Source organism: Streptomyces sp. NPDC037100 (assembly GCF_055606225.1).
Genome location: NZ_JBVJSX010000004.1, coordinates 118,276 through 137,041, shown reverse-complemented (window position 1 = coordinate 137,041; position 18,766 = coordinate 118,276). Strand labels below are relative to the sequence as shown.

16 protein-coding genes and 1 riboswitch are annotated in these 18,766 nt (G+C 71.3%); of the genes, 15 read left to right on the top strand and 1 reads right to left on the bottom strand.

The window, feature by feature from the left end; translation table 11 throughout:
- Positions 1-172 precede the first annotated feature (172 nt).
- Positions 173-3,706, top strand: coding sequence for a transcription-repair coupling factor (mfd, locus tag ACZ7EG_RS14815; protein WP_471077433.1), 3,534 nt, complete (start codon positions 173-175; stop codon positions 3,704-3,706).
- 81 nt (positions 3,707-3,787) lie between these two features.
- On the opposite strand, the gene ACZ7EG_RS14810 is transcribed toward mfd, so the two are convergent.
- A complete protein-coding gene (locus tag ACZ7EG_RS14810; RefSeq protein ID WP_471077430.1) occupies positions 3,788-3,973 on the bottom strand; it encodes an antitoxin in 186 nt (61 codons plus the stop codon).
- A 162-nt stretch (positions 3,974-4,135) separates the two neighbouring features.
- Here ACZ7EG_RS14810 and ACZ7EG_RS14805 point away from each other — a divergent pair, with 162 nt between their 5' ends.
- From ACZ7EG_RS14805 to ACZ7EG_RS14740, 14 genes are all read left to right on the top strand, one after another.
- The gene (locus tag ACZ7EG_RS14805) at positions 4,136-4,912 is read left to right on the top strand and encodes an HNH endonuclease family protein (RefSeq protein ID WP_471077427.1); all 777 of its coding nucleotides are present in this window, start codon (positions 4,136-4,138) and stop codon (positions 4,910-4,912) included.
- Positions 4,913-4,956: 44 nt separating this feature from the next.
- Positions 4,957-6,240 (top strand): MFS transporter, encoded by a 1,284-nt coding sequence (locus ACZ7EG_RS14800; protein WP_471077424.1) that lies wholly within the window; start codon positions 4,957-4,959, stop codon positions 6,238-6,240.
- 40 nt (positions 6,241-6,280) lie between these two features.
- On the top strand, positions 6,281-7,024 hold the full coding sequence (locus tag ACZ7EG_RS14795) for an N-acetyltransferase (protein ID WP_471077421.1): 744 nt from the start codon (positions 6,281-6,283) through the stop codon (positions 7,022-7,024).
- A gap of 181 nt (positions 7,025-7,205) precedes the next feature.
- Positions 7,206-7,844: a hypothetical protein gene (locus tag ACZ7EG_RS14790; protein WP_471077417.1), complete on the top strand. Its 639-nt coding sequence runs from the start codon at positions 7,206-7,208 to the stop codon at positions 7,842-7,844.
- Positions 7,845-7,882: 38 nt separating this feature from the next.
- The gene (locus ACZ7EG_RS14785; RefSeq protein WP_471078785.1) at positions 7,883-9,379 is read left to right on the top strand and encodes a protein kinase domain-containing protein; all 1,497 of its coding nucleotides are present in this window, start codon (positions 7,883-7,885) and stop codon (positions 9,377-9,379) included.
- Positions 9,380-9,521: 142 nt separating this feature from the next.
- Positions 9,522-10,169 (top strand): SurA N-terminal domain-containing protein, encoded by a 648-nt coding sequence (locus ACZ7EG_RS14780; RefSeq protein WP_471077414.1) that lies wholly within the window; start codon positions 9,522-9,524, stop codon positions 10,167-10,169.
- A 233-nt stretch (positions 10,170-10,402) separates the two neighbouring features.
- Positions 10,403-11,422: a nucleoside triphosphate pyrophosphohydrolase gene (locus ACZ7EG_RS14775; RefSeq protein ID WP_471077411.1), complete on the top strand. Its 1,020-nt coding sequence runs from the start codon at positions 10,403-10,405 to the stop codon at positions 11,420-11,422.
- Between the two features lie 82 nt (positions 11,423-11,504).
- Positions 11,505-12,812, top strand: coding sequence for a cytochrome P450 family protein (locus ACZ7EG_RS14770; protein ID WP_471077408.1), 1,308 nt, complete (start codon positions 11,505-11,507; stop codon positions 12,810-12,812).
- 120 nt (positions 12,813-12,932) lie between these two features.
- Positions 12,933-13,892, top strand: a complete 960-nt coding sequence (locus ACZ7EG_RS14765; protein ID WP_471077405.1) for a transglycosylase family protein — start codon at positions 12,933-12,935, stop codon at positions 13,890-13,892.
- A 228-nt stretch (positions 13,893-14,120) separates the two neighbouring features.
- Positions 14,121-14,285, top strand: a riboswitch (cyclic di-AMP (ydaO/yuaA leader).
- A 4-nt stretch (positions 14,286-14,289) separates the two neighbouring features.
- Positions 14,290-14,973, top strand: a complete 684-nt coding sequence (locus ACZ7EG_RS14760) for a transglycosylase family protein (protein ID WP_471077402.1) — start codon at positions 14,290-14,292, stop codon at positions 14,971-14,973.
- A 263-nt stretch (positions 14,974-15,236) separates the two neighbouring features.
- Complete coding sequence (gene eno / locus ACZ7EG_RS14755; protein WP_402706479.1) at positions 15,237-16,517, top strand: phosphopyruvate hydratase; 1,281 nt, start codon at positions 15,237-15,239, stop codon at positions 16,515-16,517.
- Positions 16,518-16,624: 107 nt separating this feature from the next.
- Entirely contained in the window at positions 16,625-17,101 is a 477-nt protein-coding gene (locus ACZ7EG_RS14750) for an FtsB family cell division protein (protein WP_471077398.1), read from the top strand.
- A gap of 52 nt (positions 17,102-17,153) precedes the next feature.
- Positions 17,154-17,753 (top strand): DUF501 domain-containing protein, encoded by a 600-nt coding sequence (locus ACZ7EG_RS14745; protein ID WP_471077395.1) that lies wholly within the window; start codon positions 17,154-17,156, stop codon positions 17,751-17,753.
- Positions 17,750-18,691 (top strand): Ppx/GppA phosphatase family protein, encoded by a 942-nt coding sequence (locus ACZ7EG_RS14740; protein WP_471077392.1) that lies wholly within the window; start codon positions 17,750-17,752, stop codon positions 18,689-18,691. Before ACZ7EG_RS14745 ends, ACZ7EG_RS14740 begins: the two co-directional genes overlap by 4 nt.
- Positions 18,692-18,766 lie beyond the last annotated feature (75 nt).

Genomic DNA, 18,766 nt, shown 5'->3' with positions numbered 1-18,766 from the left:
ATGCACTCCGGGGTGAGGCGGCGGGTGCCGCCCAGCCGGAAGGCCCGGCGGCGCGGGGGCGTTGTCCACAGGCCCGCCGTACGGGCGCGCGTCGTCGTACGCTGGAGACCCCCCGGCCCGCGGCGCGCGTCGGGCCCGTGGTGTTGCCCACCCCCTGGACGGAAAGCCCCGAATGAGCCTGCACGGTCTGCTCGACGCCGTAGTCAAGGACGCCGCCCTCGCGGAAGCGATCAGGGCGGCCGCAGACGGCAACCGCATGCACGTCGACCTGGTCGGCCCCCCTGCCGCCCGGCCCTTCGCAGTCGCCGCCCTGGCCCGTGAGACGGGCCGCCCGGTGCTGGCGGTCACGGCGACGGGCCGTGAGGCGGAGGACCTGGCCGCGGCCCTGCGCTCCCTGCTCCCGGCCGAGGGGGTCGTGGAGTACCCGTCCTGGGAGACACTCCCGCACGAGCGGCTCAGCCCCCGCAGCGACACCGTCGGCCGCCGCCTGGCCGTGCTGCGCCGCCTGGCCCACCCCCGCCCCGACGATCCCGAGACCGGCCCCGTCTCGGTCGTCGTGGCGCCCGTCCGGTCCGTGCTCCAGCCGCAGGTCAAGGGCCTCGGCGACCTGGAGCCGGTCTCCCTGAGAACCGGGCAGAGCACGGACCTCGGTGAGATCGTCGAAGCCCTCGCGGCAGCCGCCTACGCGCGCGTGGAGCTCGTCGAGAAGCGCGGCGAGTTCGCCGTGCGCGGCGGCATCCTGGACGTGTTCCCGCCCACCGAGGAGCACCCCCTGCGCGTCGAGTTCTGGGGCGACGACGTCGAGGAGATCCGCTACTTCAAGGTCGCCGACCAGCGCTCCCTCGAAGTCGCCGAGCACGGCCTGTGGGCGCCGCCGTGCCGTGAGCTGCTGCTCACCGAGGACGTCCGCACCCGCGCGCGTGCCCTGGCCGAACAGCACCCCGAGCTCGGTGAACTGCTCGGCAAGATCGCCGAGGGCATCGCCGTCGAGGGCATGGAGTCCCTCGCACCGGTCCTCGTCGACGACATGGAGCTGCTGCTCGACGTGCTGCCCAAGGGCGCCATGGCAGTGGTGTGCGACCCGGAGCGGGTGCGCACGCGCGCGTCGGACCTCGTGGCCACCTCGCAGGAGTTCCTGCAGGCCTCCTGGGCGGCCACCGCCGGTGGCGGCGAGGCCCCCATCGACGTCGGGGCGGCCTCCTTGTGGTCCATCGCGGACGTCCGGGACCGGGCCCGCGAGCTGGACATGATGTGGTGGTCGGTGTCGCCGTTCGCCGCGGACGAAGAGCTGGACGCGGACACCCTGAAGCTCGGCATGCACGCCCCGGAGACCTACCGCGGCGACACCGCCAAGGCCCTCGCCGACACCAAGGGCTGGCTCGCCGACGGCTGGCGGACGGTCTTCGTCACCGAGGGCCACGGCCCGGCGGCCCGTACCGTCGAGGTGCTGGGCGGCGAGGGCATCGCCGCCCGCCTCGACTCCGACCTCGCCGAGATCTCCCCGTCCGTCGTGCACGTGGCGTGCGGCTCGATCGACCACGGCTTCGTCGACCCGGCCCTCGGACTCGCCGTCCTGACCGAGACGGACCTGTCGGGCCAGAAGGCGTCCGGCCGCGAAGGCGCCCGCATGCCGGCCCGCCGCCGCAAGACCATCGACCCGCTCACCCTGGAGCCGGGCGACTACATCGTCCACGAGCAGCACGGCGTGGGCCGCTACATCGAGATGGTGCAGCGCACCGTGCAGGGCGCCACCCGCGAGTACCTGGTCGTCGAGTACGCCCCCGCCAAGCGAGGCCAGCCGGGCGACCGCCTGTACATCCCCACCGACCAGCTGGAGCAGATCACCAAGTACGTCGGCGGTGAGGCCCCCACCCTGCACCGCCTCGGCGGCGCCGACTGGACGAAGACCAAGGCCCGCGCGAAGAAGGCCGTCAAGGAGATCGCGGCCGACCTCATCAAGCTCTACAGCGCGCGCATGGCCGCCCCCGGGCACGCCTTCGGGGCGGACACCCCCTGGCAGCGCGAACTGGAGGACGCCTTCCCCTACGCGGAGACGCCCGACCAGCTCACCACCATCGCCGAGGTCAAGGAGGACATGGAGAAGACGGTTCCGATGGACCGTCTGATCTGCGGCGACGTCGGCTACGGCAAGACCGAGATCGCGGTCCGCGCCGCTTTCAAGGCCGTCCAGGACGGCAAGCAGGTCGCCGTCCTGGTGCCCACGACCCTGCTGGTGCAGCAGCACTTCGGCACCTTCAGCGAGCGGTACGCGCAGTTCCCGGTGAACGTGAAGGCGCTGTCCCGCTTCCAGACCGACACCGAGGCCAAGGCGGTCGTGGAGGGGCTGCGCGAGGGCTCGGTCGACATCGTCATCGGCACCCACCGCCTGTTCTCGTCCGAGACGAAGTTCAAGGACCTGGGCCTGGTCATCGTCGACGAGGAGCAGCGCTTCGGCGTCGAGCACAAGGAGCAGCTGAAGAAGCTCCGCGCGAACGTCGACGTGCTGACGATGTCCGCGACACCCATCCCCCGGACCCTGGAGATGGCGGTCACCGGCATCCGCGAGATGTCGACGATCACCACCCCGCCGGAGGAGCGCCACCCGGTGCTCACCTTCGTCGGCCCCTACGAGGAGAAGCAGATCGGCGCCGCGATCCGCCGTGAGCTGCTGCGCGAGGGCCAGGTCTTCTACATCCACAACCGCGTCGAGTCGATCGACCGCGCGGCGGCCCGGCTGCGCGAGATCGTCCCCGAGGCGCGCATCGCCACGGCCCACGGCCAGATGTCGGAACAGGCGCTGGAGCAGGTCGTCGTCGACTTCTGGGAGAAGAAGTTCGACGTGCTGGTGTCCACGACGATCGTGGAGTCCGGCATCGACATCTCCAACGCCAACACCCTGATCGTGGAGCGCGGCGACAACTTCGGCCTGTCCCAGCTGCACCAGCTGCGCGGCCGGGTGGGTCGCGGCCGCGAGCGCGGCTACGCCTACTTCCTCTACCCGCCGGAGAAGCCGCTGACCGAGACCGCGCACGAGCGGCTCGCGACCATCGCCCAGCACACGGAGATGGGCGCGGGCATGTACGTGGCCATGAAGGACCTGGAGATCCGCGGCGCGGGCAACCTCCTCGGCGGCGAGCAGTCCGGTCACATCGCGGGCGTCGGCTTCGACCTGTACGTGCGGATGGTCGGCGAGGCCGTCGCGGACTACCGGCGCCAGCTGGAGACCGGGGAGATCGAGGAGGAGCCGCCGCTCGAGGTCAAGATCGAGCTGCCCGTCGACGCGCATGTCCCGCACGACTACGCGCCAGGCGAGCGGCTGCGCCTCCAGGCGTACCGCGCCATCGCCTCCGCCAACTCGGAGGAGGACATCAAGGCGGTCCGCGAGGAACTCGTCGACCGCTACGGCAAGTTGCCCGAGCCGGTGGAGAACCTGCTGCTCGTCGCGGGCCTGCGCATGTTCGCGCGGGCGTGCGGCGTCGGCGAGATCGTGCTGCAGGGAAACAACATCCGCTTCGCGCCGGTGGAGTTGCGCGAGTCGCAGGAGCTGCGGCTCAAGCGGCTCTACCCCGGGGTGGTCATCAAGCCGGCGGTCCACCAGGTGCTGGTGCCGCGCCCGAAGACCGCGAAGGTGGGCGGCAAGCCGCTGGTCGGGCGGGAGCTGCTGGCGTGGGTGGGGGAGTTCCTCACGTCGGTGCTGGGGTCCTGATACGGGCACACACTCCGCACACGGGAAGCCGCCCGCAGGAGATGCGTCCGGATCTCCGCGGACGGCCTCTAAGTGGAGGCCTTACTGCTGTTCGGGCCGGTCGCGGTCGCGGTCCATGCCCAGCGAGCCCTCGGCGCGCTGCTGGCCGGAGTCGACCTGGTCCTCGTACTTGCCGCCGGTCCTCTCGTTGGTCCGCTGTTCCGCGGTGTCAGAGCCCCGCTTGCCCTTGTGCCGCGCCTGACTCTTGAACTTGTCGAAGATGCCCATGCAAAGCTCCCTCCAGAGGTGAGTCAGAACCGACGATACGCGCGAGATGCGAACAATGCGCATTGAGGACCGGTGTGGTCTGAACCTCTTCCTCGCTACCGTGGGACCGGGCACGGGCCGCCCGTGCCGGAGCGGAACAGGCAGACAGAGGAGGGGCGCAGGGTGAGGCGTCTGAGGGCTGGGGCGGCACTGGCTGTCGCGATGGTGTTCACGGGTTCGGCACTGGCCGGCTGCGAGGGCCTGGCCCCGCCTGCTGACGGCGGTGGGGACTCCGGTTCCGGGGCCCCGGCCGTCGGCGACGGCCGGGCCGTCAACCCGCTGGACAACCCGGACGGCACCAAGCCGGGGCTCGCGGCCATCACTTCCAGCGCGGACAAGGCCAGGGCGCGCGCTCTGATCGAGAAAGTGGTGACGAAGGGGCGCGGCCCCAGGACGGGCTATGACCGCGACAAGTTCGGCTACGCCTGGATGGACTCGGCACCGCGCGACGTCCCCTTCTCCCACAACGGCTGCGACTCGCGGAACGACCTTCTGAAGCGAGACGGAGAGGACCTGCGCTTCCGGGCGGGATCGGACTGCGTCGTCACCTCACTGACGCTGCACGACCCCTACACCGGCAAGGTCATCGAGTGGACCAAGTCCCATGCGATCAAAGTCCAGATAGACCACGTCATGCCGCTGTCGTACGACTGGCAGATGGGTGCCTCGCGCTGGGCCGAGGACAAGCGGGAGTCCATCGCCAACGACCCGCTCAACCTCGTCCCGGTGGACGGGCCGACCAACGGCTCGAAGGGAGACTCCGGCCCGGCGTCCTGGCTGCCCCCGAACAAGCGGATCCGCTGCGCCTACGCGGTGCGCTTCGCCCAGGTGTCGCTGAAGTACGAACTCCCTGTGACGGCACCGGACAAGGAGATGATGCTGGAGCAGTGCGGCGGGTAGGAGCCCTGCCCGGAGGCCAGTTGATGTCGATCGGGGAGTGACGGATGCCGAGTGGACTCGTCGCGCTGGCACTCGGCGGTTTCGGTATCGGCCTGACCGAATTCCTGATCGCGGGGCTGCTGCCGCAGGTGGCGTCGAGTTTCGCGGTGTCCGAGGCGGCCGCGGGCCGGCTGATCTCGGGGTACGCGTTGAGCGTCGCGGTCGGCGCGATCGCCCTGACCGCGGCGACGGCACGGCTGCCCCGGAAGCACGTCCTGGTCGGCCTGGTGGCGCTGTTCGTCATCGGCAACCTGCTGTCCGCGGTCGCGCCGACCTACCAGGTGATGCTGCTCGGGAGGATCGTGGCGGCGTTGTGCCACGGCTCGTTCTTCGGGATCGGATCCCTGGTCGCGCGCAGCCTGGTCGCACCGGAGAAGAAGTCCCAGGCCGTGGCGATCATGTTCGCCGGGCTGACGGTCGCGAACGTGCTGGGTGTGCCCTTCGGCGCGCTGGTCGGTGAGCGGTGGGGCTGGCGAGCGGCCTTCTGGGCGGTCACGGCGATCGGCCTCCTCGCGTTGGCGGGAATCGCCGCGCTGGTGCCCGCCCGGGCGGACCAGGCGCGGCCGGTGGCAGAGGCGGCGAGGACGACCGCGGCCGAAGCGACCGCGGCCGAAGCGACCGCGGTGGGAGCGGCTGATGTGGGGACGACCGCTGTGGAGGCGGAGCGAATACCGCCCAGCGGCCTGGTGCAGCAGCTCCGGGCCTTCCGGTCCTGGCAGGTCTGGCTGACGCTGGTGGCCACTGCTCTGAGCTACGGCGGGATGTTCGGCGCGTTCAGCTACATCGCGTACACGTTCACCGAGGTCAGCGGCTTCGCCCCGGCGGACGTCGCCTGGCTGCTGATGGTCTACGGCATGGGCCTGGTCGTCGGAAACCTGGTCGGCGGGCGCGCGGCCGACCGCGACCGGGACCGGGCCCTGGTCCTCGCCCTGCTCGGACTCGCCCTCACCCTGGCCCTGTTCGGGCTGCTGGCGGAAAACGCCACCGCCTCGGTGGTCCTCGTCTTCCTCATGGGGGTGACCGGGTTCGCCGGCGTGCCCGGCATGATCACTCGCGTCACCGACTTCGCCCACGGGGCGGCACTGGCGGCGAGCGCCAACGTGTCCGCCTCCAACGTCGGCAACGCGCTGGGCGCTTGGCTCGGCGGCCTGGCCATCTCCGCGGGTCTCGGTTACACCGCGCCGCTCTACGTGGGCGCCGGGATCGTTCTGGTGTCCGTGGCCGTCATGGTGGTTGCCGCACGGCGAGCCAGGTCTTCCCAGGCGGCGGACCGGGTGCCCGCCCGTTAAATCGGTTCCGGAGGACCGCCCCCGTGTCTACCGTGATCACATGCAGCCGAAGATATCGAGCCTCGCCGACCGCCCGGACATGCTGGAGCGGGTCGTCGGGATGGCGGACAGCTGGCCGGAGTTCGTGATCCAGGACCTCGTGGGCGCAGCCCACTTCCCGCGGATCGCCACCGAACTCCCTCAGTACGTCCTGTTCGCCGAGGACGAGCAGGGCGAGATCGTGGCGAACGCCTACAGCGTGCCGTTCGCCCTCGATGCCGCGCACCGCGGCCGGCTGCCGGCCAACGGCTGGGACGCGGCGCTGGTGTGGGCCTTCTCCGATCTCCGGCGCGGGGTCCGGCCGGACACCGTCAGCGCGATCTCGGTCTCCGTCGCCCCGCAGGCACAGGGCCGCGGCCTGTCCGCGGTGATGCTCTCGGCCATGCGCGACAACGCCCGGGCCCGCGGCTTCCGCGAGGTCGTCGCCCCGGTCCGCCCCAACGCCAAACACCTGGAACCGCACACGCCGATGGAGGAGTACGCCCGCCGCGTGCGCCCCGACGGCCTGCCCCAGGACCCGTGGCTGCGCGTCCACGCCCGGGCCGGTGCCACCATCGACTCGGTGGCACCGGCCTCCATGACGGTGGCCGCCCCGCTCGCGGACTGGCGCCGCTGGACGGGCCTGCCCTTCGACACCGACGGCGACGTCGAGGTGCCGGGCGGTCTGGTGCCGGTGCGCTGCGAGGTGGAGCGCGGGTACGCGGTGTACGTCGAGCCCAACGTGTGGATGCGGCACCCCTTGTAGGGCCTGACGGGCGGTCGTCCGCGACCGGCCCGGGGACGGCCGTTCACGAAGTGATCAGCATGACAACGGTTCGGTACAACCCGTAACCCGTTGTCCGTGTCGGGCTATACGCTCGGATTCCCCAACAGGGTCTGTCACTCGCACGTCCGTCCCCATCGGCCACACCGGTCCAGGAGCAGTCATGTACGGCCACGGCGCGGCGCCGCCTCCTCGCAGCGCGGCAACGGTCATCTCCCTGCGCGTGCTGTTCGCCGCAGCCGGTTTCCTCACGTGCGGCGTGCTGGCCTGCGTCCCGTTGTTCCGGGTGGCAGTCCTGCGCGGCCGGGCCCTGGACTGGGTGCTGGCCTGGGTGAGCCTGCCGCTGTCCATCGCCTGCTTCGCCGTGATCGGCGCGCTGCCGGAGGACGACTACCGCACCGACATCGCGCTGGCCATGATCCTGCTGCTCGGAGCGGGTGCCGCCATCTACTTCCTCGTCGTGGACATCGGTCACCACGCCGAGCAGCGGACGTTCGCCGGTTACGCGTCGCCCCACGCGCCGACCGTCCCGACCGTCGCGCACACCCCGTACGGCTACCCGCATCCCGCGCAGCCCTACGCCCCGACGGCCACCCCCGTCCCGCAGCCCCCCGCCTCTCACGCCCCCGCCCCGCACGACACGCCCGCGCCCCCGGCCCCGATGCAGCCGCCCCCAGCCCCCCAGCGACCGGCTCCCGCCCGCATCGACCAGGTCCGCGCCGAACTCGACGAGCTCAGCGACTACCTGCGCCGGCACGAGGGCGAAGGCCACCGGGACGGCAACCACGAGGACGGAAGGTGACCGCGGCGGCAGGACGTGTCGTCGCCGGCCGCTACGAACTGGCCACCGTCCTCGGGCAGGGCGGCATGGGCCAGGTCTGGACGGCGTACGACCAGCGGCTCGACCGGCGCGTGGCGGTGAAGCTGCTGCGCCCCGACAAGGTCGCCGGCCAGGACGCCGAGGAACTGCGCCGCCGCTTCGTGCGCGAGTGCCGGGTGACCGCGCAGGTCGACCACCCCGGCCTGGTCACCGTGCACGACGCGGGCAGTGAGGGCGAGGAGCTGTTCCTCGTCATGCAGTACATCGACGGCGCCGACCTCGCCGGCCACCTCGCCGAGCACTCCCCGTACCCCTGGCAGTGGGCGGTCGCGGTCGCCGCGCAACTGTGCGCGGTGCTGAGCGCCGTGCACGCCGTGCCGATCGTCCACCGCGACCTCAAGCCGCGCAACGTGATGGTGAAGCAGGACGGCACCGTCACCGTCCTCGACCTCGGCGTCGCCTCCGTCATGGACACCGACACCACCCGCCTCACCCACACCGGCACCCCGATCGGCTCGCCCGCCTACATGGCACCGGAGCAGGCGATGGGCGGCGCGGTCGGCCCGTACACCGACCTGTACGCGCTCGGCGTGGTCCTGCACGAACTGCTCAGTGGGGACGTGCCCTTCTCCGGCTCCACGGTCCTCGGTGTCCTGCACCGGCACCTGTACGAGCCCCCGCTGCCCGTGCGCCGCATCCGCCCCGAAGTGCCCGAGGCACTGGAGGCCCTCGTCCTGCGCCTCCTCGCCAAGGACCCGCAGCACCGGCCCGCCTCCGCGCAGGAGGTCTACGAGCACCTGGAGCTGCTCCTGCCGGCGCGCGGCACGCCCACCGGAGCGGCCCTGGACCCCACCCGCCCGTTCCTGCGCCCGCACGCCCCCTGGCCGGATCGTGCGCGCACCCCGGCGCCCCGGCCCACGCCCGCCACACCGGTCACCGAGGCTCCGGGGCAGACGGACATCGCCCGCGCCGTCGACGAGGTCAAACGGCTCCTCGGCGAGGGCCGGGTCACCCAGGCCGTCGACATCCTGGGGGGAATCCTGCCCGCCGCAGCCGAACAGCACGGCGCGCACTCCCCGGTCGTCCGCACCCTGCGCAAGCAGTACGCCGCGACGCTCCTGGACGACGGCCAGTACCGGCGTGCGCTGCCCGAGCTGCGCCGGCTCGCCGACGAACGCGCCGCGGAGGCGGGCCAGGCCGACCCGCAGGCCCTGCGATTCCGCTACGAGGCCGCCCAATGCCTCGAACAGCTGGGCGAACCGGCCGCGGCGCTCGCCGAGTACCGGGCGGTGCTGCCGTACTACGAGAACCAGTACGTCGCCGCCGGCGGACCCGAGCTCGCGCACGACGTCCGCCGCCGGATCGGGCACCTCCAGCTCGCCCTCGGCGACCGCGGTGCCGCCCACGACACCCTGGCCAGGCTGCTGCACGACGTGGAGCGCACCCACGGTGCCGGGCACCCGCTCGGGGCGGAGATCCGCAGGACGCTGCAGTGGCTGGGGCAGGTCCGCGGCTGACGACCGCCCCGGGTGAGCGCGGCGGTGCCGGAAGTCCCGGTGAATCGTTGGTCGAATGGGTTGGCCAGAGCTGAGCCACTGCCTACCATCGATCATCGCAAGACCTTGTGCACCGTCGCACAATCTCCAACGGGAGGTTTCCTTGCACCGCCGCCGTCGCACCGCGCTCCTCCTCACCGCCGCGATCGCCGCCGCGGCACCCCTGCTCACCGCCTGCGGGAACGACGCGCATCCCGGCGCGGCAGCCGTGGTGGGCGGCCAGCGGATCACCGTCTCCCAGCTGGAAGAGCGGGTCGGCGAGGTACGCGCGGCCCAGCGGGCGGCCGTCCGGGACGAGGCCCAGTACCAGCAGGCCATCGCCAGAACCGGCACCCTCACCCGCGACACCCTGCACACCATGGTCCTGGACCGGGTGCTGCACCGCGCCGCCGAGGACGCCGGAGTGACCGTCTCCCGCAAGGAGGTCCAGGCGATGCGGTCCGGTCTGGAACAGCAGGCCGGCGGTGCCAAGGGGCTGGAGACGACCTGGCTCCAGCAGTACGGCATCCCGCCGCAGCGCCTCGACGACAACCTCCGCCTCCAGCTGGAGGCCCAGAAGCTCGCCGAGAAGCTGGGCACGAGCACCGACCGTCCCGAGTTCTGGAAGGCCCTCTCCGACGCCTCCAAGGACCTGAACGTCGACCTCAACCCGCGCTACGGCACCTGGGACGTCCAGAAGAGCAGGCCTGTCGACGCCAAGACGCCGTGGGTCCGGGACGTCACGGCGGCGCAGACGCAGCAGGGCATGTAGGACGCCCGGGCGCCGGGCCCTGTGGACCCTGGCCTCCGGGTCCTGTGGCCAACCTGGCCGCCGGGCCCTGTGGACCCTGGCCTCCGGGTCCTGTGGCCAACCTGGCCGCCGGGCCCTGTGGACCCTGGCCTCCGGGTCCTGTGGCCAACCTGACCTCCGGGCCCTGGGGACCTGACCTCCGGGCCCTGTGGACAACTTCGGGCACGGTCGGCGGCGTGGGATAGCTTCGAACCGTGAACGCCAACAGTCCCGAAGCCACCCCGGGCCCCGAGCGGACCGCTCCCGACGCGGCCGTCGCCCCCGGCCGCATCGTCCTGCTCACCACCAGCCACCGCGTCGCCCCCGGCCTGCTCTCCTGGCCCGCCTGGCAGGCTCTGCACGAGGCCGACCGGGTGCTGTGCGTGGACGGCACGCATCCGCAGCTGCCGTATCTGCGCGAGGCGGGGATCACCGTCGCCGAGGCGTCCCCGACCGCGCAGGAGCTGCTCGACGCCTGCGCCGGCGGACACACGGTGGTCGTGGTGGCGACGGGCGAGGGCGAACCGGCCCTCACGGACGGTCTGGCCCGCCTCGCCGGCACCGGCCGTATCGCCATGCCCGAGCTGGAGCTGCTGCCCGCCTCCTACGACCTGCCCGGCGCCCGCCTCCTGGATCTCGTCCAGGTCATGGACCGCATCCGCGTCGAGTGCCCCTGGTCCTCCCGCCAGACCCACGAGGGCCTGGCGAAGTACGGCATCGAGGAGGCGTACGAGCTCGTCGAGGCGATCGAGGAGGGCGACCGTGACGAACTGCGCGAAGAGCTCGGTGACGTCCTCCTCCAGGTCGTCTTCCACGCCCGCATCGCCGAGGAGGGGCGTCCGGAGGACGGGGCGGAACCCTTCTCCATCGACGACGTGGCCGGCGGCATCGTCGCCAAGCTGATCCACCGCCATCCGCATGTCTTCGGTGACGCGACGGCCACCACGCCCGAGGAGGTCAAGGAGCACTGGCTGCGGACCAAGGCGGTCGAGAAGCAGCGCACCTCGATCACCGAGGGCATCCCCCTCGGCCAGCCCGGCCTGGCCCTCGCCGCCAAGCTGGCCTCCCGCGTCCGCACAGCGCGTCTGGAGATACCGCTCCCGCCCGTCGAGGGCATCGGCTACGAGCTGCTGGCCCTGGCCGTCCGAGCCGAGTCCGAGGGCGTCGACCCGGAGGCGGCCCTCAGGGCGGCGGCCCGCGCGTACCGCGATGCGATCCGGCAGGCCGAGGGCTGAGTGGCCGGGGGAGACCGCGGAAGGCGCTCGGCCGAGCCGTGACGGTGGAGGGCCGCTGCCGGAAGCCGGATACGGTCGACGAGTGACCGACCAGCCCCAGCCCCGCCCAGCCGCGACCGCTCCCGATCTCTTCACCTGGGAGTTCGCGAGCGACCCCTACCCCGCCTACGCCTGGCTCCGCGAGCACAGCCCCGTCCACAAGACGCGACTCCCCAGCGGTGTGGAGGCCTGGCTGGTCACGCGGTACGCCGACGCCAAGCAGACGCTCGCCGACAACCGGCTCTCCAAGAACCCGGCACATCACGACGAACCGGCGCACGCCAAGGGAAAGACGGGCATCCCCGGCGAGCGCAAGGCCGAGTTGATGACGCATCTGCTGAACATCGACCCGCCGGACCACACCCGGCTGCGACGGCTGGTGTCCAAGGCGTTCACACCCCGCCGGGTCGCCGAGTTCGCGCCACGGGTGCAGGAGCTCACCGACACTCTGATCGACGGCTTCGCGGCGAAGGGATCCGCCGACCTGATCCACGAGTTCGCCTTCCCGCTCCCCATCTACGCGATCTGCGACCTGCTCGGCGTCCCGCGCGAGGACCAGGACGACTTCCGCGACTGGGCGGGCATGATGATCCGTCACCAGGGCGGGCCCAGGGGCGGTGTGGCGCGGTCGGTGAAGAAGATGCGCGGCTACCTCGCCGACCTCATCCACCGCAAGCGCGAGGCGCTGCCCGCCGAACCCGCCCCCGGCGAGGACCTCATCTCCGGTCTGATCCGCGCCTCCGACCACGGCGAGCACCTCACCGAGAACGAGGCGGCGGCCATGGCCTTCATCCTGCTGTTCGCCGGTTTCGAGACAACCGTCAACCTGATCGGAAACGGCACCTACGCGCTGCTCACCCACCCAGGGCAGCGTGCCCGGCTCCAGGCGTCCCTCGCCGCCGGGGAGAGCGGCCTCCTGGAGACCGGCGTCGAGGAACTCCTCCGCTACGACGGCCCCGTCGAACTCGCCACCTGGCGCTTCGCCACGCAGTCCCTCACTCTCGGCGGTCGGCGCATCGAGGCGGGCGACCCCGTCCTCGTGGTGCTGGCCGCCGCGGACCGGGACCCTGAGCGATTCGCCGATCCGGACGTACTGGACCTCTCCCGCCGCGACAACCAGCACCTCGGATACGGCCACGGCATCCACTACTGCCTCGGCGCCCCGCTGGCCCGCCTGGAGGGGCAGACCGCGCTCGCCACCCTCCTCACCCGCCTCCCGGACCTCCGGCTCGCTGCCGATCCGGCCGAGCTGAGATGGCGCGGCGGCCTCATCATGCGCGGGCTGCGCACGCTGCCGGTGGAGTTCGCACCGGCAGCACCGGCCGAACGTGACGAAACATCAGACCTGTGATCTTCACGTGATCTGCGCGGCATGAACTTGTGACAAGTGATCGTCTGCCGATACGTTCACCCATCAACGCGGAGGGATTCACGCCGCGTCGATCACCGCTGTCGCGCGAAAGGTCTCCGTATGCTCTCCGGGAACGGTCGACACCGTCGCCCACGCCAGGCTCCGGCTCTCCTCGTCGCGGCCGGAGTGACCGGCTCCGCCATCGCGATCCCACTCCTCGGGGCCTCCGGTGCCAGTGCGGCCGACGGCACGACCTGGGACAAGGTCGCGGACTGCGAGACCGGCGGCGCCTGGAGCCAGAACAGCGGCAACGGTTACTACGGCGGCCTGCAGTTGTCCCAGGAGGACTGGGAGAACCACGGCGGCCTCGACTACGCCGCGAGCGCCGACCTGGCCAGCCGCTCACAGCAGATAGCCGTGGCCGAGAGAATCCTCGCCGACCAGGGAGTCGGCGCGTGGCGCACCTGTGGACTGCTCTCCGGCCTCGAGCAGGGCAAGGGGTCGGACTCGTCCGGTTCATCCGACTCGTCCGGTGAGGTCGACTCGCCCGGTCTGCTCGACTCGCTCGGTTCGTCCCCTTCGGGCAGTCCTTCCTCCTCTCCTTCGTCGTCACCTGACGCGTCATCGGCCTCGAAGGATGAAACCGCCAAGCCGGACAAGTCCACCGAAACCACCGGCTCGTCGCAGAAGCGGCAGTCCGACGGCTCCCCGTCGGCCACCTCCAAGGGCGACAAAGCCGACAGCGCCCGGCAGGGTGGCGACTCCTCGCGGCCGACCGACACCGGCTCCGGCCGTCATCGCGGCCCCAGCGCCGACGAAACCGGCGCGTCCGACGGCGATGGTGCGGGGAAGTCCACGGGGCGTCACTCCGCGCAGGCTGACGAGGGTTCCGGCGACGCGTCCGAGGGCGCCTACATCGTGGGCGTCGGCGACAGTCTCTGGTCCATCGCCGACGCCCTTCAGGTCAGCGGCGGATGGCACACGCTCTACGAGGGCAACGAGAACGAGGTCGGCGCCGACCCGGACCTCATCCACCCCGGTCAGGCGCTCGCGGTCGAGGGCGAAGCGGACGAGAAGTAGCCGTTCGGGCAGTGCGGAAACGGGGGGCGAAGTCCCCCCTAAACCGTGCGAGTTGACGTCATGTTTCGCGGCTAATGTCCCATTTGGGGCCCGTGAGAGATAGATCTCAGAAGCCCTGATCGTCTTTGAAATTCAGTGGATCGCGTGTCTACGGTCGTGATCGCTCGTCACCGCGAGCCCCGGCTGCCGCAACGCCGAATCCTGCCAGCGGCCGTACGGGAACAGTCGTCGCGTCAAGCGCCGTAGGCAGGAGCGGGGGACCCAAGGTAAGTGCCCGACCGGCCGGTTGCCGGAAGGGCTTGGGGTGAAGCCGCGTCCCGAGAGGGGCGCGGCCGGGCAACTCAACCGGCCCGAACCCGACAGCTCACCTCGCAGGCGTCGGTGAGGGGATCTCTCCATGCTGTTTTCCGGCAAGGGCACGCACCGCCGTCCGTCCAAGGCCACTCGTGCCATCGCCATCGCCGGTGTCACCGGTGCCGCCGTCGCCGCCCCGCTGATGGCGGCCGGCAACGCCTCCGCCGCCACCGCCTCCGAGTGGGACGCGGTCGCCCAGTGCGAGTCCGGCGGCAACTGGTCCATCAACACCGGCAACGGCTACTACGGCGGTCTGCAGTTCTCCGCCTCCACCTGGTCCGGCTACGGCGGCACCAAGTACGCCTCCACCGCCGACCAGGCGACCAAGGCCCAGCAGATCGAGATCGCCGAGAAGGTCCTGGCGAGCCAGGGCAAGGGTGCCTGGCCGGTCTGCGGCAAGGGCCTGTCGAGCGCCGGCTACACCGGCGGCGGCTCCTCGAGCGACTCCGGAAGCTCCTCGCAGAGCACCGAGACCCGTCAGACCGAGCAGCAGCCGGCCTCCCGCTCCGACGAGCGCCCGGCGGCCAAGAAGACCGTCACCACCCCGACCGGCAAGAAGGTCGAGAAGGGCGACGGCGAGTACAAGGTCGTCAAGGGTGACACCCTCGGCTCGATCGCCGCGGACGAGAAGGTCAAGGGCGGCTGGGAGAAGCTCTTCCAGCTGAACAAGGACATCATCGAGGACGCCAACCTCATCTACCCGGGCCAGCAGCTGCACCTGAAGTAAGCAGCGGCCCCGGCCGGACCCGTCCAGGGTCCACGGACTCCCCGCCCCGGTGCGTCATCCCCCGTACGCGCCGGGGCGGGGTTTTTTCGGCAACCGGCTTTGTTCCGTTCGGAAACAATTTACTCTCGGTTCTGTCCATGGGGTGGGCGACCCGGTGGCCGATCGCCCGGAGCCGGTTAGGCTCATGTCGCGAGCCACCGGGCCCGCACCTCGCCGGGTCCGCGCGACCCGCGTCACCGCGTCACATCAAGAAGGAGATGCTCGTGCCGTCCATCGACGTCGTCGTAGCCCGGGAAATCCTGGACTCCCGAGGCAACCCCACGGTCGAGGTCGAGGTCGGCCTCGACGACGGCAGCACGGGTCGTGCCGCCGTCCCGTCCGGCGCCTCCACGGGCGCCTTCGAGGCCATCGAGCTCCGCGACGGCGACTCGAACCGCTACCTCGGCAAGGGTGTGGAGAAAGCCGTTCTCGCGGTCATCGAGCAGATCGGCCCGGAGCTGGTCGGCTACGACGCCACCGAGCAGCGCCTGATCGACCAGGCGATGTTCGACCTGGACGCCACCGACAACAAGGGCTCCCTCGGCGCCAACGCCATCCTCGGCGTCTCCCTCGCCGTGGCCCACGCCGCCTCCGAGGCCAGCGACCTCCCCCTCTTCCGCTACCTGGGCGGCCCCAACGCGCACCTGCTGCCGGTGCCGATGATGAACATCCTGAACGGCGGTTCGCACGCCGACTCCAACGTGGACATCCAGGAGTTCATGATCGCCCCGATCGGCGCGGAGTCCTTCTCCGAGGCCCTGCGCTGGGGCGCCGAGGTCTACCACACCCTGAAGAAGGTCCTGAAGAGCAAGGGCCTGGCCACCGGCCTCGGCGACGAGGGCGGCTTCGCCCCGAACCTCGGCTCCAACCGCGAGGCCCTCGACCTCATCCTCGAGGCGATCAAGGAAGCCGGTTACACCCCCGGCGAGCAGATCGCCCTGGCGCTCGACGTCGCCGCCTCCGAGTTCTACAAGGACGGCGTCTACACCTTCGAGGGCAAGAACCGCTCGGCGGCCGAGATGACCGAGTACTACGCGGAGCTCGTCGACGCGTACCCGCTCGTCTCCATCGAGGACCCGCTGTTCGAGGACGACTGGGAGGGCTGGAAGACCATCACCGACAAGCTCGGTGACAAGGTCCAGCTCGTCGGCGACGACCTGTTCGTCACCAACCCCGAGCGCCTCGCCCGCGGCATCGAGGAGGGCGCGGCCAACGCGCTCCTGGTCAAGGTCAACCAGATCGGTTCGCTCACCGAGACCCTGGACGCCGTCGAGCTGGCCCAGCGCAACGGCTTCAAGTGCATGATGTCCCACCGCTCCGGCGAGACCGAGGACGTCACCATCGCCGACCTGGCCGTCGCCACCAACTGCGGCCAGATCAAGACCGGCGCCCCGGCCCGCTCCGAGCGCGTCGCCAAGTACAACCAGCTGCTGCGCATCGAGGAGATCCTCGACGACGCCGCGGTCTACGCCGGCCGCAGCGCCTTCCCGCGCTTCAAGGGCTGACCCGACCCGGCCCGTAAGTAGCAGCGTCGTACGTACGTCCCCGTACTCGGTCCCGTACCGTGTCCGGGGACGTACGCGCGTATGACGGTGGAGCGGGAGGCGGACAGATGGCCGTGAAGGACCGGGACCGGTTCTCCACCGCGACCAGGATCCGGTTGCTCGGCGAGCAGACCGCGGCCCGGGTCTACCGTTCCCAGACCAGGCGCCAGGCCCGCCGCTCGCGGCTGACCGGCCGGGCCGCCCTGCTCGCCCTGGTGATGTGCTCGCTGATCGTGGCCCTGGCCTATCCGATGCGGGAGTACGTCTCGCAGCGCGCCGAGATCGACGACCTCCAGCGCGAACAGCAGCAGGCCCGCGAGCGCGTGGAGCGGCTGCGCGACCTGAAGGCGCGCTGGCAGGACGACGCGTACGCCGAGCAGCAGATCCGGCAGCGGTTGCACTACGTCATGCCGGGGGAGACGGGTTTCATCGTCGTCGACCCGCACGCGGCGCAGCAGTCGCGCACCGACCTCGGGGCGGCCGACCGCCCCTGGTACTCGAACGTCTGGGACGGGGTCGACAAGGCCGATGCCTCCGACCGGTGACCCGGCCCCAGTCAGTGACCTGAACCCAGAGAAAGACAGCCTGAAGACAGTCATGGAAACGCCCCCGCCGACCACCCCGCGCACCGAGCCCACCGACGCCGACGTCGAGGCCTTCAAGCAGCAGCTCGGCCGGCCCCCGCGCGGTCTGCGCGCGATCGCGCACCGCTGTCCGTGCGGTCAGCCCGACGTCGTCGAGACGGCCCCCCGGCTGCCGGACGGGACGCCGTTCCCCACGCTGTACTACCTGACGTGCCCGAAGGCGAACTCGGCCATCGGCACGCTGGAGGCCAACGGCGTGATGAAGGAGATGACCGAGCGGCTGGCCTCGGACCCGGAGCTGGCGGCGGCGTACCGGGCCGCGCACGAGGACTACATCCGGCGGCGCGACGAGATCGAGGAGCTGAAGAACTTCCCGAGCGCGGGCGGCATGCCGGACCGGGTGAAGTGCCTGCACGTCCTGGTGGCCCACTCGCTGGCCGCCGGGCCGGGTGTGAACCCGCTGGGCGACGAGGCGCTGGCGATGCTGCCGGAGTGGTGGCGCAAGGGCGCCTGTGTGACGACCGCCGGACCGCCGAGCGGGGACGGGTGGCAGGTCGAGAGCACGGATGCGGGCCACTTCGCCGTCAGGCCGGTCGAGGAGGACGGACAGTGACCCGTGTCGCCGCCGTGGACTGCGGTACGAACTCCATCCGGCTCCTGGTCGCCGACGCCGACCCCGCCACCGGAGAGCTGACCGACCTGGACCGCCGGATGACGATCGTGCGGCTCGGTCAGGGTGTCGACCGCACCGGCCGGCTCGCCCCCGAAGCGCTGCAGCGGACCTTCGCGGCGTGCCGCGAGTACGCCGGGATCATCAAGGAGCACGGGGCGGAGCGGCTGCGGTTCGTGGCGACGTCCGCCTCCCGTGACGCCGAGAACCGGGACGAGTTCGTGCGCGGTGTGCTGGACATCCTGGGCGTCGAGCCCGAGGTGATCACCGGCGACCAGGAGGCCGAGTTCTCCTTCACCGGCGCCACCAAGGAACTCGCCGGGAGCGACCATCTGCCCAAGCCCTACCTGGTCGTGGACATCGGCGGCGGCTCGACCGAGTTCGTCGTGGGCGACGACCATGTCCGGGCGGCCCGCTCGGTGGACATCGGCTGTGTCCGCATGACCGAGCGGCACCTGGTCCGGGACGGGGTGGTGAGCGACCCGCCGTCCGAGGAGCGGATCGCGGCGATGCGGGCCGACATCGAGGCCGCGCTCGACCTGGCCGAGCAGACGGTTCCGCTGCGCGAGGCCCGCACCCTGGTCGGCCTGGCCGGCTCCGTGACGACCGTGTCGGCGATCGCGCAGGAGCTGCCCGAGTACGACTCCGAGGCCATCCACCACTCCCGCGTCTCCTACGACCGGGTCCGCGAGATCACCGAGTGGCTGCTGCGTTCCACCCACGCCGAGCGCGCGGCCGTGCCCTCCATGCACCCGGGCCGGGTCGACGTGATCGGGGCGGGCGCCCTCGTACTCCTGTCGATCATGGAGCGGATCGGCGCGCAGGAGGTCGTGGTCAGTGAGCACGACATCCTCGACGGCATCGCGTGGTCGGTCTCCTAGCCCGCTTCTGAGCAGGCATGGATCACGAATGAGCGTGTCCGGGGGGGGCTCGGACGACCCCCCGGAGACAGCCCG

What these genes read in the sequence shown, in the direction of transcription:
- ACZ7EG_RS14745 (WP_471077395.1), top strand. Translation starts at nt 17,154, where the DNA reads ATGGAAACGCCCCCGCCGACCACCCCGCGCACCGAGCCCACCGACGCC.
- ACZ7EG_RS14795 (WP_471077421.1), top strand. Translation starts at nt 6,281, where the DNA reads ATGCAGCCGAAGATATCGAGCCTCGCCGACCGCCCGGACATGCTGGAG.
- ACZ7EG_RS14790 (WP_471077417.1), top strand. Translation starts at nt 7,206, where the DNA reads ATGTACGGCCACGGCGCGGCGCCGCCTCCTCGCAGCGCGGCAACGGTC.
- ACZ7EG_RS14810 (WP_471077430.1), bottom strand. Translation starts at nt 3,973, where the DNA reads ATGGGCATCTTCGACAAGTTCAAGAGTCAGGCGCGGCACAAGGGCAAG.
- ACZ7EG_RS14760 (WP_471077402.1), top strand. Translation starts at nt 14,290, where the DNA reads ATGCTGTTTTCCGGCAAGGGCACGCACCGCCGTCCGTCCAAGGCCACT.
- mfd (WP_471077433.1), top strand. Translation starts at nt 173, where the DNA reads ATGAGCCTGCACGGTCTGCTCGACGCCGTAGTCAAGGACGCCGCCCTC.
- ACZ7EG_RS14800 (WP_471077424.1), top strand. Translation starts at nt 4,957, where the DNA reads ATGCCGAGTGGACTCGTCGCGCTGGCACTCGGCGGTTTCGGTATCGGC.
- ACZ7EG_RS14750 (WP_471077398.1), top strand. Translation starts at nt 16,625, where the DNA reads ATGGCCGTGAAGGACCGGGACCGGTTCTCCACCGCGACCAGGATCCGG.
- ACZ7EG_RS14765 (WP_471077405.1), top strand. Translation starts at nt 12,933, where the DNA reads ATGCTCTCCGGGAACGGTCGACACCGTCGCCCACGCCAGGCTCCGGCT.